A 14,045-nucleotide genomic window follows, 5' to 3' on the forward strand; every position below is an offset into this window, starting at 1 on the left:
ATACGCTCAATCCTTCTCGCCGCTCAACGCCATCAGCAATTGCAGCAGGTTGACGAAGAGGTTGTAGATGTCCAGGTACAGGGCCAGGGTTGCCATGATGTAGTTGGTCTCGCCGCCCTGCACGATGCGGCTCACGTCAAACAGGATAAAGCCGGAGAAAATCAGCACCGCGATCGAGGAAATGGCCAGGGAAGCCGCCGGAACCTGGAAGAACATGTTGGCCAGGGAGGCGATGATCAAAAGAATCAGGCCGACGAAGAGGAAATTCCCCAGGAAGCTGAAGTCCTTCTTTGATACCGTGGCATAGGAAGCCAGCGCGAGGAAAATCACGCCCGTGCCTCCCGCCGCCAGGCCCACCAGTTGCGCACCGTTTTTCAGGTGCAGGGCTACCTGCAGGATCGGGCCCAGCATCAGCCCCATGAAAAAAGTCAGCGCCAGCAGCAAGGCCACGCCCACGCCGCTATCGCGGTTCTTGGAAATACCCCAGAACAGGCCGAACATGACTGCCAGCATGACTATCATTCCCAGAATCGGGCTTTGAGCCATAAAAGAAAAATTCATGCTCATGCCGATGACTGCACCGATCACCGTTGGGACCATGGTCAGGCCAAGCATCATGTAGGTATTGCGCAATACCCTGTGGGTAGTTAGCGACAGACCAGCCGTTTGGGTAGGCATGCGTAATTCAGGTTGCATTAAATACTCTCCTTGGTTGATACGGGAAATTCAGCCGGTAAGACTATAGAAGACATTATAAAGTTTCAATATTTCAGCTTTCCGCGTCCACCCAGTCGCTGGCAAGATCATAGTTTTCGAAGATCTGAATCTCGGCATCGACGAAGGCGCGCGCCAGCCAGGCACTCCACGCCACCAACCGGCCATTGGTGACAACCGCGATTTTCTGAAAATCATGGGCATGCTGCCAGTTGAAGCGCGCATCTTCCCACGCCACATCGAGTGTAAAATCAGCCATGTCGCGTAAATCCACCAGCAGGTTGACCTTGCCCTTGAATTTCGTCTCAAAAGTAACCGCATCTTCCATCTGTTTGTAATCGGCGAGAGTGAATTCACCAAACACGGAAACCTTGACGACCCGATCGTGATGCTCAATGGCAATCATTTCATGACCCTTCCAATATATCCAGATGGGCCTATTCTATCGTAAAAAAGCAAAGGCCCGGAAAGCAAAGCATCCCGGGCCTTTGTGCGGGCAACAGCTAACTTAAACGCAGCCGGTAGGTTTGGGCAAACCGCCATATTTGGTGATAGGCTTCATTGGGCCCGTCATCCAGGTGCTGAAAATCACCTTCTGGTCTTCATCGATATATTTGGCAAATTTCCGGATCGGTGGCACCGAACTGGTTTCCTCGAAATATTCACGCGCTTTCATGATGTGGTTCCATTTCACATCATCAAGCTCAACGCCGTCAGCCTCTGCCATTGCGCGGCCAATATCCTCGGTCCAGACATTCATGTCCGTCAAATAACCATCACCATCTCGTACAGGAAGTTCCATGTTTAATACCCCTTAATAAAGTTACTGAATTTTGCCTTGATCTCGCCATATAAAACAAAGACGATCTATAACTTAGACATTGAATAAAATGTGTAATCATTAAAACATACCTGATTGAAATAGTCAACAATAGGGTTTCATGTTCAATGTATAATTGCACCGATCTAGTTCAGCTTACCTTCCGTGCCACCTGACTTCCGCACCCTTTCCACCGAAATCGCAAAATGCATGCAGCGTGACCGGCACCGTTTCAGGCGCGAACTCAATCAGCTTGAAACTGCTCTGCGCAGCGGAAAATTACAAGATAACGCACTGACCAGTCTCAGCGCCCGCATTCAGGCTTCAGCTGCAAGGCGAATCAGCCGGCTTGAATGCATCCCTGTTCCCTCTTTCACCGCCGAACTACCTGTAAACGAAAAGCGCCATGACATCGCTGCTGCAATTGCAGCCAATCAGGTTGTCATCGTCTGCGGCGAAACCGGCTCCGGCAAAACCACCCAGTTGCCGCAAATCTGCCTCGAACTCAAGCGCGGCGTTGCTGGACTGATCGGCCACACGCAACCAAGGCGAATTGCAGCCCGCAGCGTAGCCACGCGCATTTCGGCTGAGCTGAAATCCGAGACCGGGAATGCGGTTGGCTACCAGGTTCGCTTTCACGATCATGTCAGTGAACACAATTACATCAAAGTCATGACCGACGGCATCCTGCTTGCCGAAACTCAGGGCGACCGATTTCTCGATGCCTACGATACGATCATTATCGACGAAGCTCACGAGCGCAGCCTCAACATCGACTTCCTGCTTGGTTACCTCAAACGCATCCTGCCCCGCCGTCCCGACCTGAAGCTCATCATCACCTCCGCGACTATCGATGCGGAACGTTTTTCGAATCATTTTGATGGCGCACCCGTAATTGAAGTATCAGGCAGAACCTATCCGGTCGAGGTCCGTTATCGCCCGCTTCAGGTCGAGGAAGATAACGGCAGAGAAGAAGCGCTGGAACTGGCCATCCTCCATGCGGTGGATGAGACTGGATCACACGGCGGGGACATCCTGATTTTTCTGCCGGGTGAGCGCGAGATTCGCGACGTGGCGGAAGCGCTGCGCAAGCACCACCTCCCCGATACGGATATTTTGCCGCTGTTCGCCCGTTTGTCCAGCGCAGAGCAGGACCAGATTTTCAAATCTGGCGGTGGGCGACGCATCATACTGGCAACCAATGTGGCGGAAACCTCTCTCACCGTGCCAGGCATCCGCTATGTGATCGACCCTGGTTATGCCCGCATTCGCCGCTACAGCGTACGCGCCAAGGTGGAACGCCTGCAGGTGGAAAAAACCTCGCGAGCCTCCGCTTCTCAGCGCGCCGGGCGCTGTGGGCGCGTGGCCGCGGGCATCTGTATTCGCCTTTACAGCGAGGAGGATTTCAACGCCCGCCTGGCATTCACCGATCCGGAAATCCGCCGCAGCAACCTGGCAGCCGTGATCCTGCGCATGCAGGCGCTGGGGCTAGGCGACGTCGATGCCTTCCCCTTCCTCGAAGCCCCTGATCCGCGCGCCATATCAGACGGATTCCAGTTGCTGGAAGAACTCGGTGCCATGGATGAAGCGCGTCAGCTGACGCCCCTGGGCAAACAGCTGGCCCAGCTTCCAATCGATCCGCGCATTGCGCGCATGATCCTGGCCGCGCAAAAAGAAAACAGTCTCGCCGAAGTGCTGATCATCGCCGCCGCGCTATCCAGCCAGGACCCGCGTGAGCGCCCGCTGGCAACTCAGGAAGCCGCAGACACGGCGCACCGGCGTTTCCAGGACGAGCGCTCGGACTTCCTCGGCTTTCTCAAACTGTGGCGCTTTTACGAAGCAGCCCTGATCCACAAGAAGTCAAGCCGCAAGCTGGCCCAGCTCTGCCGCGACAACTTCCTGTCCGCACTGCGCATGCGCGAGTGGCGCGACATCCACGGCCAGCTGGCGGTGATGATCAAGGAAATGGGCATGCGCCCCAACGAGATCGAAGCTGATTACGGCCAGATCCACCGCGCCCTGCTCACCGGCCTGCTCGGCAATATTGGCCAGAAAAGCGAGGGCCGCGAGTATCTGGGCGCGCGCGGCATCAAATTTTCCATTTTTCCGGGCTCGGTGCTGTTCAAACCCACCTCCCCTCAATCTCCCCTTGTCAGGGGGGAAGCGGTGGATTCTCCTCCTGACAAGGGGAGGCCGGGAGGGGCTAACCCAAAATGGCTGATGGCCGCCGAACTTACCGAAACCACTCGCCTCTATGGGCGCACTCTTGCCCGCATCGAGCCGGAATGGATCGAACCGCTGGCGGGGCACCTCATCAAGCGCAATTATTTCGACCCGCACTGGGAAAAGAAAGCCGCACGTGTTTCTGCCTATGAGCGTGTCACACTCTACGGCCTGGTGATCGAGCCCAGGCGCAAAGTCCATTACGGACCCATCCATCCCTCGGAAGCACGCGAGATTTTTATCCGCGCCGCCCTGGTGGAGGGGGAATTCCATAGCAAGGCACCTTTCTTCATTCACAATCGAAAGCTGGTTGAAGAAATCGAGGAACTGGAGCACAAGGCGCGCAGGCAGGACATTCTGGTGGACGAACAACGTATATGCGAGTTCTACGACGCTCTGATTCCGCCCGGCATTCACAACGGCGCAGCATTTGACAAGTGGCGCCATGAAGCGGAACGCCAACTGCCTCGCCTGCTTTATCTCAGCCGCGAACAACTGATGCGCCATGAAGCTGGGCATATCACGGAAGACTTGTTTCCACCCACGCTCAATCTCGGCGGCAGTACGTTCAACCTGTCCTACCGCTTCGAGCATGGCCACCCCCTTGATGGCGTGACTCTTGCCATTCCGCTGCCAGCGCTTAACCAGATCAGCGCGGCGCGCTGCGAATGGCTGGTGCCGGGTTTGCTGCGCGAGAAAATCACCTGGCTGATTCGCGGCCTGCCGCACAAGCTTCGCAGCGCCTGTGTGCCTGTGCCTGAATTTGCCACTGCAGCACTGAATCAGATCACCTCCCGCGACCAGGCATTGACCGTTGCCCTGACTGAATTTCTGGCGCGCCGCAAGAAAATCAGCATACCGCCTGAAGCATGGCCACAGGAATTGCTGCCAACGCATTTGCAAATGAATTTCAGCATCATCTCCGAAAATGGAGATGAAATCGCCAGTGGCCGTAACCTCGCGGAACTGCGGCAACGCCTGGGCAGCAAGGCAGAGAAATGCTTCGTCACAGCAATGTCATCGTCTTTCGAGCGCGATTCAGTTACCTGCTGGGATTTCGGTGAACTACCGGAAAGACTGGAATTCCAGCGCCAAGGCCAGACGCTGCTCGGCTACCCGGCTCTGCAGGCGCAAGATGACCATATCTCGCTACGTCTGTTCGACACCGAGGCCAAAGCCGCACAGGCCATGCAGACTGGGCTGGCACGCCTGCTCCTGCTACAGATGCCAGAACAGGCCCGTTTTCTCGAGAAATCACTACCCGTCAATAAAGCCACCTGCCTGCACTATTTGCCATTGGGTTCATGTGACGAACTCAAGCACTCGTTACAGCAAGCCATTGCGGAACATATCCTGACCGGTGACAAACCACCGGTCCGCAATGAAGCCCAGTTCAATCAGCGACGTGACGAAACTCGCCCCCTGCTGGTGACTGGAGCCAACCAGATCTGCAAACTTGCAAGCGAAATTCTCGCCGAGTACCACGTTTTATTGCACAAGTTGCAAACCGCAAAGCAATGGGCAGAGGCCATCTCGGATATGAAAGCTCAACTGGCTCAACTGATTTATCCTGGCTTCCTCACGCACACACCGCTTAATTGGCTGCGTCACTATCCGCGCTACCTCAAGGCCATCTCTTTACGGCTGGATAAACTTTCCAGCACAACAGAGCGCGACAGGCTGAACCGCGAGCAACTTGCCCCTCTGTACCGCCGTTACCTGGAAAAAACAGCGCAAAATGAAAAAAAAGGGGAAGCAAACAGCCAGTCGCTCCAGGACTTCCGCTGGATGCTGGAAGAACTACGCGTATCGCTGTTTGCCCAGGAACTCAAAACCATCCAGCCAATCTCCGTAAAAAGGCTTGAAAAACAATGGGAAGCAGCCTCAAAAGAATAAATTGCCAGTTAGCACTCAACGTTAAAGTAATCTTACGGAATAGACGGCAAGCCACTCAATTAAATAGACTTATTTTGTTACCCACAGAATCTGTGGATAACTCTGTGGATAGTCTTCAACAGAACATCTAAACCCATTGAGCGAATACGTTTTTTTCTACATCGCGCAGTAAATGAACAATTTATTACTCCTTTATAAACAATGGCTTGTCGTAACGATTCTGCGCCCGCCCTTACGTGCGGCATGACAATATCTTTTCAGGAAGAGGGTGTGAATAAAGCATTCTGTCAAGCTCTTGCCATTTAATTCAAAGATAAACAATTTCTATAGCTGACAAGTAAAAAAAACCGGCAACAAGCCGGTTTTTTTCTCTGGATAGCATACTCAATACTCAATAACGGTAGCTATAGATAAACTGCATGTTATTTTGCCCGTGGCTCACAGTTACCCCAGAACTATTAGTACTGGTCACTTCCGGCGCATAGCTGTAAGCGAAATCAATCGTGGATACTTTGCTGAAACGGTAGCCAAACCCGGCCGTATAGTGATTCTTGACAATCGCCGGGAACAAAGGATGCATTAAGGCATCAGGCACAGGATTATCGGCAATATTGACACCGGCGCGCAAGGTCATCGCATCGGTAGCCTGATATGCGAGGCCCAACATCCAGACATCCTGGTCCTTCCACTCCTGTGGCAGTTTCATGTCCAGGGTGATGCCATTCAAGTCAGTAGTGGAGAACACCATGTGGAAGTTCTGCATTACGCTTGCCCAGCTGATGCGCTTGTAGTCCGCAGCGACCATCAGCTTGCCGGTTGCCTGATATGCCAAACCCACGCCGTAGGTTTCAGGCCACTGGAAATCCACGATTTTGATCTTGCCTGTCAAAGTCGCCGTTGGATTTACCCCAAGTGTGTCAACCATCAACATTTTGGCGCCATCAGCTTCCATATCACCCAAATCGGTTTTAGAGTGATAAGTCGCACCGAGGGTCAGCTGCTTGTTGACCTGGTAAGTCATCCCCAGCTTCCCGGCCCAGCCAGTGGAATGCGCTTTACCGGAAAAATCATTGCTATTGGAAAAATCGAAGTACCCTACGTTGCTTGCAACACCCATCCAAGGGTTAAGACCTGGAGCGCCATTACCACTAGCGGACAGATTTCCACTTGTAGCCAGGCTCGTCATCTGAGGTGCAGGCATCGCCATTTGCAGATCCAGTCCCGCCCAAACAAAATCAATCGACCCGCCCACGGTGAAATCAGGAGAAACATTGTAGGCTATGGGTAAAAGCACACGACCAACCCCGAGTTCGCTGCGTGTCGCAAGTCCAGTGCCCATGCTCATAAAGCTGTTTGCGCCATATTCAGTCCCCATGCCCCCCTGACCATAAACACCCATGCCAAAGGTCAGCTTGTCATGCCGGCGGCTCCACCCCAGAGCGGGACCACCAAATGAATCTGCGGAAGAATGGGCAGAATTACCGCTCATGCTGGCATTCACATCAGGAGCAAGAATACCCAGCGCCAGATCCAGCCGATGGTTATCCTCCATCAACCCCAGGGTGGCGGGGTTATTCATCATTGCAGCAGAGCCGTTATCGTAGGCTATTGATGCGCCCCCCATGCCCAGCGCAATTGGACCATAGCCTTCCATGTTCATCCCGTTGGTGGCGCATGCGACCCCCGGAATTGCCATGAATACCATAGCCACAACCAATTTTTTTTGTTGCATACCAACCTCATTTTTTCAATAAAAAAGCCCCGCTTTCGCGGAGCTTTACCTAGCGGCCAAAGCCAACAGGAAAAATTAAAGCTTAAAAAGCACCGGACTTCTCGTACGTGCCACCGGCAACACCAGTCAGAGTTTCCAGAATTTCATCCGGGGAATCGCTGATTTTCATGAAAGAACCCATGCCAAGCGTAGGCCAGCCCAACGCGATGCGATAGCGGCCATACAGGGCATTCGCCTTGCCGCCTACCACATAGATTTCATATGGCATCGCTGCAATGTTGTCGGTACCGATCTTGTTCAGCCAGACACCTTCGCCGGTCTTGGCGTCATTCATGGCAACACCGAACACAGCAATTTTCTTGTCGGCCAGAACGACTTCATACACCTTGGAAGTCTTGTTTTTGCCGGAGGCCAGATTATCCTGAATGGTTTTTACCGCTGCTTCGAAGCTGGCATGTGATTTCAGTTCGTTCTTGTCGGATTCGAAGCGCTCCATGCCGATCATGTAACGATAGCTGGGCAGATCGCCTGCTGGCTCATCACCGCCGAAACCCTTGCCGGCACCCAGCGACTTCTGCAATTTTGCCTGCAGCGCTTTTACGGCCGGCTCGGCGGAGCTGAACTGCTTGCGCAAGAAGGCACGATACCAGTAATCAGGGTTCATGTAGCTGACCGAGCCATCGGCCTTTACACCCACGCGCACGGCAGCACCCGCAACGGCCGCCCCACCAATACCATGAATCGCATCCAGCATGCCCTTATCGGTCACCACCACCACGCCATGCGTGCTCACACCTTTGGGGGAGTACTTGCCCACCACGGTAAAACCTTCCGCAGTCAGTTTCTTCTCCACCTGGCCCATCACGGCATTCACATCACCGCCCGTCACCTTATCGCCGGAAATATAAGGTGTAATCGCGAACGCCAGCGGCGCCCACACAGTCAACAACAAAGCCCCTAATATTTTTTTCATGTTGATAGTTCTCCATGTTTATTCTATTCAATAGCCGCATAAAAAAAGGGCTGAAACAGTGTAACTGCTCAGCCCTTTCAGTTCAACACAACAAGGTGTTCAGCTGGACCTTAGAAACGGTGGCTGTACATCAGTTGCCAGTTGTTTTGCGCGTGCTCGATACTGTAGCCGTTCGAAACGCCTGCTACTGCCGGAGAGGTCACAGTCACTTTAGGCGCATAGGAGTACGAAGCATTCACTTCGGACACCTTGTTGAACGCATAGCCAGCACCCAGGGTGTAATGCTCCTTGATGGTTGCAGGGAACAGCGGATTGACATAAGCCTCCGGAACCGGGTTGTCGGAAATATTCACGCCGGCGCGCAGGGTCAGCGCATCGGTTGCCTTATATGCCACACCCAGCTGGAACACATCCTGATCTTTCCAGTTTTGCGGCAGCTTCATGTCCATGGTAACGCCACCCATGTCCGAGCTAGCGAACGTCATGTGCATGTTTTTCATGACCTTTTCCCAGCCAATACGCTTATAATCAGCTGCGATCATCAGCTTGTCATTAGCCTGGAAAGCGACGCCAAAACCAAAAGTTTCCGGGAACTGGAAGTCAACGATTTTGACCTTGCCTGTCAAAGTATAGGTTGTTCCTGCAGGCCCCATTGATCCAGAATTATCGATCATTCGCATCTGCGCGCCGTCAGCTTCCATGTCATTCAAGCTGGTTTGGGAGTGATAGGTTGCGCCGATGGTCATCTGCTTGTTGACCTTGTAGGTCATGCCCAGTTTCCCGGCCCAGCCAGTGGAATGCGCCCTGCCGCTAAAATCGTCACTATTTGAGAAATCAAAGTATCCGACGTTGTTCGCACCACCCATAAAAGCGCCAAGAGTTGCCATTGGGGCTCCCGTCAAATTGCCCCCAGCTGCCAGGGCACCCATTTGGGCCGCAGACATTGCCATTTGCAGATCCATGCCCGCCCAGACGAAATCCAGCGAGCCAGCGATATTCAGGTCGGGAGTCACATCGTAAGCAATCGGTACAATCAGGCTACCCACGCCAACTTCGGAGCGGCTGGGCAAGCCTGTGCCGCCGCTCACCCAAGTGCTCGTACCATATTCCGTACCCATGCCACCCTGCGCAAACACGCCAACGCCATATGCCAGCTTGCCGTCTTTCTTCACCCAGCCTGCAGCCGGCATATAGTAGGCATCACCACCAGATTTGGCTTTCGCGCCGGCGCACGGGGCAGTCGTACAAGTCGAAGTAATATCAGGGTGCAAACCACCAATCGCGACATCCAGACGGCTGGTGCCATTAGCCATCAGGCCGATGGTTGCAGGGTTGTTTGCCATGCCGCCAGCGCCGTTGTCATAGGCCATGGATGCGCCACCCATACCGGTTGCAATCGGGCCGTAGCCTTCCATCAACATGCCGTTGGTTGCCAGGGCAACGCCCGGTGCTGCAATTCCGATAGCGGCCAGTACACCCACAATTTTTTTAAGTTTCATGCTGTTATCCCCTCGTGATTGAGAAAAGTTTATTGTTGATGCTGTGTAACGGTTTCTGTATCAACTTTGGTGCCGCTTTTTTTGTTGCGTCAATGTTACATAAAAAACCACACCAGACAAGCGTGCCGTCAGCATTCCAGCTCAAATTGTTGCGTGCGCGCAACACTTGATAACGGACATAACGCAACACAAGCTTTTCAACTGCGGGGCGCACGGAGAAAGCAGTATGTGCCGGATGAAGATGGGTTACTGATTATTCGGACGCTGCACCACGCCCGAGACATTGATGCAGGCTATATACTCTGAAAACTCCACCAATTACTTTGCGTAGCGCCACTTCGCCATTGAATATGGCCTGAAACACCCTCGCGTGCTAATATCGCGAGTTCAAATTCTGCCGTCTGATAGAGCAAACACTTAAAATTTATGGATCAATTCGCCAAAGAAACAATCCCGGTCAGCCTTGAAGAAGAGATGCGCCGTTCCTACCTCGATTACGCCATGAGCGTGATCGTGGGGCGCGCCCTGCCGGACGTGCGCGACGGACTGAAACCGGTGCACCGCCGTGCGCTGTTCTCCATGCACGAACTATCCAACGACTGGAACAAGGCCTATAAAAAATCGGCGCGTATCGTCGGCGACGTAATCGGTAAATACCATCCCCACGGTGACACCGCGGTATATGACACCATCGTCCGCATGGCGCAGCCTTTCTCGCTGCGCTACCCGCTGGTGGACGGCCAGGGCAACTTCGGTTCGGTGGACGGCGACAACGCCGCCGCGATGCGTTACACCGAAATCCGCATGACGAAAATCGCCCATGAGTTGCTGGCGGACCTCGACAAGGAAACCGTCGATTTCGGACCCAACTATGACGGCTCGGAATTCGAACCGCTGGTGCTGCCAGCCAAGATACCCAACCTGCTGATCAACGGCTCCTCAGGCATCGCAGTCGGCATGGCAACCAACATCCCGCCCCACAACCTGGACGAAGTAGTGGATGCCTGTCTCAAGCTGCTGGCCGAACCGGAAACCGGCATAGAGGAGCTGATCGAGATCGTCCCCGCGCCGGACTTCCCCACTGCCGGAATTATTTACGGCACCGTGGGCGTCAAGGAAGGCTACCGCACCGGCCGCGGCCGGGTGGTGATGCGCGCGCGCTGCCATTTCGAGGACATCGGAAAGGGCGAGCGCCAGGCCATCATCGTCGACGAACTGCCCTACCAGGTGAACAAGGCCAATCTATGCATCAAGATCGGCGAACTGGTGCGCGAGAAGAAAATCGAGGGTATTTCCGACCTGCGCGACGAGTCGGACAAGTCCGGCATGCGCGTGGTGATCGAGCTGAAACGCGGCGAAGTGCCGGAAGTGATCCTCAACCAGCTGTACAAAGACACCCAGATGCAGGACACCTTCGGCATGAACATGGTGGCCCTGGTGGATGGCCAGCCGCGCCTGCTGAACCTCAAGCAGATGCTCGATGCCTTCCTGCGCCACCGCCGCGAAGTGGTCACGCGCCGTACCGTGTTCGAACTGCGCAAGGCCCGCGAGCGCGGCCACATCCTGGAAGGTCTGGCCGTGGCGCTGTCCAACGTGGACGAGATCATCGCCCTGATCAAGGCCGCGGCCACTCCGGCCATCGCCAAACAGGGCCTGATGGAGCGCACCTGGCGCTCGCCGCTGGTGGAAGAAATGCTGCTGCGCGCCTCCGCCGATGCCTCCCGCCCGCAAGGCCTGGCGCCGGAATTCGGCTTTTCCGCCCAGGGCTACCGCCTGTCGGAAGCCCAGGCCCAGGCCATCCTGGAACTGCGCCTGCAACGCCTGACCGGGCTGGAGCAGGACAAAATCGTCGGCGAGTACAAGGACGTGATGCTGAAGATCGCCGACCTGCTGGACATCCTGGCGCGGCCGGAGCGCGTCACCGAAATCATCGTCACCGAACTGAATGCCGTCAAGGCCCAGTTCGGCGACCGCCGCCGCAGCGAGATCATCGCCCATGCCCAGGACTTGAGCATGGAAGACCTGATCACACCGGAGGACGTGGTGGTCACGCTCTCACATACCGGCTACATCAAATCCCAGCCGCTCGACGACTACAAGGCGCAGAAACGCGGCGGACGCGGCAAGCAGGCGACGGCGATGAAGGAAGAGGATTTCATCGACAACCTTTTCGTCGCCAATACCCACGACTACATCCTGTGCTTCTCCAACCATGGCCGGGTGTACTGGATCAAGGTATATGAAGTCCCGCAGGGCAGCCGCATCTCGCGCGGCCGTCCCATCGTCAACCTTCTGCAACTGGAAGAAGGCGAGAAAATCAACGCCATCCTGCCGGTCAAGGAATTCGACGAAAATCATTTCATCTTCATGGCCACTTCCAGCGGCATCGTCAAGAAGACGCCACTGACCAACTTCTCGCGCCCGATGAAGCGCGGCATCATCGCCATCAATCTGGACGAGAGCGACTTCCTCATCGGCGTTGCCATCACCGACGGCCAGCACGACGTGATGCTGTTCTCCGACGGCGGCAAGGCGGTGCGCTTCGAGGAAAGTGACGTGCGCGATACCGGCCGCAATTCGCGCGGCGTGATCGGCATGCGCCTGCAGAAGGAACAGAAAGTCATTTCCCTGCTGGTGGCGGAAAACGAGAACCAGTCGGTCCTGACCGCCACTGAAAACGGCTACGGCAAACGCACCCCGATCACCGAATACACCCGCCACGGGCGCGGCACCCAGGGCATCATGGCGATCCAGACATCGGAACGCAACGGCAAGGTGGTTGCCGCCACGCTGGTGGAAGAAAGCGATGAACTGATGCTGATCACCACCGGTGGTGTGCTGATCCGCACCCGTGTGCGCGAAATCCGCGAAATGGGCCGCGCCACCCAGGGCGTGACGCTGATCAACCTGGACAAGGGCGAGAAACTGACCGGATTGCAGAAAGTGGTCGAATCGGAAGAGTCCGACGAGGCTGGCGAAGCAGAGGAAGAGTGATTTATTAACCACGGAGCTCACGGAGAGCACGGAGAAAATATTTAAGACTTAGCTCCGTGTCCTCCGTGCCCTCCGTGGTTCAATTGTTTTTAGATTTTTAATCCAAATATGCAACGACTCTACAATTTCAGCGCCGGTCCCGCCATGTTGCCCCAGCCCGTTCTGGAGCAGGCGCGCGACGAACTCCTGAACTGGCACGGCAGCGGCATGTCGGTGATGGAAATGACCCATCGCGGCAAGGATTTCTCCGGCATCATCGCCGAGGCTGAAGCCGACCTGCGCGAGCTGCTGAACATTCCCGCCAATTATCGCGTTCTGTTCCTGCAGGGCGGCGCGACCATGCAGTTCGCCCAGATCCCGCTGAATCTGCTCGCCGGACGCTCGGCCGACTACATCGTCACCGGCGCCTGGTCGAAAAAGGCTTTCAAGGAAGCCGGCAAGGTCGGCAGCGCGCGTCTTGCCGCCACCACCGAGGCCAGCAACTTCACCCGTCTGCCCGGCGCCGAAGAAATCAGCCTGTCAGCGGATGCGGCCTACCTGCACGTCTGCACCAACGAGACCGTGCATGGCGTGGAAATGCACGACATCGCCACGCTGGGCGCATCTGCCCCGCTGGTCGCCGACATGAGCTCGCACATCCTGTCGCGCCCGGTCGATGTATCCCAATACGGCCTGATCTACGGCGGCGCACAAAAAAATATCGGCCCGGCCGGACTGACCCTGGTGATCGTGCGCGAGGATCTGCTCGACAAGGCACCAGCCAGCATCCCGACCATGCTCGACTATAAGGTGCAGGCCGACAACGGCTCCATGCTCAATACCCCGCCGACCTACTCGATCTACGTGGCGGGACTGGTATTCCAATGGCTGAAGAAACAGGGCGGCCTCGCCGCCATCGAGCAGGCCAACATCGCCAAGGCCAGGCTGATTTACCAGACCATCGACGAGAGCAGCCTCTACCACAATCCGGTTGAGGTCTCCTGCCGCTCGCGCATGAACGTGCCTTTCACCCTGAACAGGCAGGGCCTGGACGAGACATTCATCGCCGAGGCAAAAAAACAGGGCATCGTTTCCATCAAGGGCCACAAGATGGTCGGCGGCATGCGCGCCTCGATCTACAACGCCATGCCGCTGGAAGGCGTGCAGGCACTGGTTTCCTTCATGCAGGATTTCGAGCGCCAACATGGGTGATCA

9 protein-coding genes are annotated in these 14,045 nt (G+C 55.4%); 3 read left to right on the forward strand and 6 right to left on the reverse strand.

Annotated elements, in window-relative coordinates; genetic code table 11:
* Positions 1-6 precede the first annotated feature (6 nt).
* The 3 genes from WC392_00975 to WC392_00985 all read right to left on the reverse strand — a co-directional run bounded on the left by WC392_00975 (position 7) and on the right by WC392_00985 (position 1,516).
* The gene (locus WC392_00975; protein MFA5240925.1) at positions 7-696 is read right to left on the reverse strand and encodes a Bax inhibitor-1/YccA family protein; all 690 of its coding nucleotides are present in this window, start codon (positions 694-696) and stop codon (positions 7-9) included.
* Positions 697-769: 73 nt separating this feature from the next.
* A complete protein-coding gene (locus WC392_00980; protein ID MFA5240926.1) occupies positions 770-1,120 on the reverse strand; it encodes an STAS/SEC14 domain-containing protein in 351 nt (116 codons plus the stop codon).
* Positions 1,121-1,222: 102 nt separating this feature from the next.
* Complete coding sequence (locus WC392_00985; protein MFA5240927.1) at positions 1,223-1,516, reverse strand: TusE/DsrC/DsvC family sulfur relay protein; 294 nt, start codon at positions 1,514-1,516, stop codon at positions 1,223-1,225.
* A gap of 183 nt (positions 1,517-1,699) precedes the next feature.
* Here WC392_00985 and hrpA point away from each other — a divergent pair, with 183 nt between their 5' ends.
* Positions 1,700-5,653 carry an ATP-dependent RNA helicase HrpA gene (gene hrpA, locus WC392_00990; GenBank protein ID MFA5240928.1) on the forward strand — a complete coding sequence of 1,318 codons (3,954 nt, stop codon included), beginning with the start codon at positions 1,700-1,702 and terminating at the stop codon, positions 5,651-5,653.
* 391 nt (positions 5,654-6,044) lie between these two features.
* Here the strand turns inward: hrpA and WC392_00995 are convergent, their stop codons facing one another.
* The 3 genes from WC392_00995 to WC392_01005 form a co-directional block, all read right to left on the reverse strand.
* The gene (locus tag WC392_00995) at positions 6,045-7,385 is read right to left on the reverse strand and encodes an outer membrane protein transport protein (GenBank protein MFA5240929.1); all 1,341 of its coding nucleotides are present in this window, start codon (positions 7,383-7,385) and stop codon (positions 6,045-6,047) included.
* An 82-nt stretch (positions 7,386-7,467) separates the two neighbouring features.
* Positions 7,468-8,358 (reverse strand): hypothetical protein, encoded by an 891-nt coding sequence (locus WC392_01000; protein MFA5240930.1) that lies wholly within the window; start codon positions 8,356-8,358, stop codon positions 7,468-7,470.
* A gap of 110 nt (positions 8,359-8,468) precedes the next feature.
* Positions 8,469-9,857 (reverse strand): outer membrane protein transport protein, encoded by a 1,389-nt coding sequence (locus tag WC392_01005; protein ID MFA5240931.1) that lies wholly within the window; start codon positions 9,855-9,857, stop codon positions 8,469-8,471.
* Between the two features lie 426 nt (positions 9,858-10,283).
* Here WC392_01005 and gyrA point away from each other — a divergent pair, with 426 nt between their 5' ends.
* On the forward strand, positions 10,284-12,851 hold the full coding sequence (gene gyrA / locus WC392_01010; GenBank protein MFA5240932.1) for a DNA gyrase subunit A: 2,568 nt from the start codon (positions 10,284-10,286) through the stop codon (positions 12,849-12,851).
* A gap of 108 nt (positions 12,852-12,959) precedes the next feature.
* Entirely contained in the window at positions 12,960-14,042 is a 1,083-nt protein-coding gene (gene serC / locus WC392_01015) for a 3-phosphoserine/phosphohydroxythreonine transaminase (protein MFA5240933.1), read from the forward strand.
* Positions 14,043-14,045 lie beyond the last annotated feature (3 nt).

Origin of the sequence: Sulfuricella sp., from assembly GCA_041651995.1 — a bacterium.
In the GTDB taxonomy this organism is placed as follows: Bacteria; Pseudomonadota; Gammaproteobacteria; order Burkholderiales; family Sulfuricellaceae; genus Sulfurimicrobium.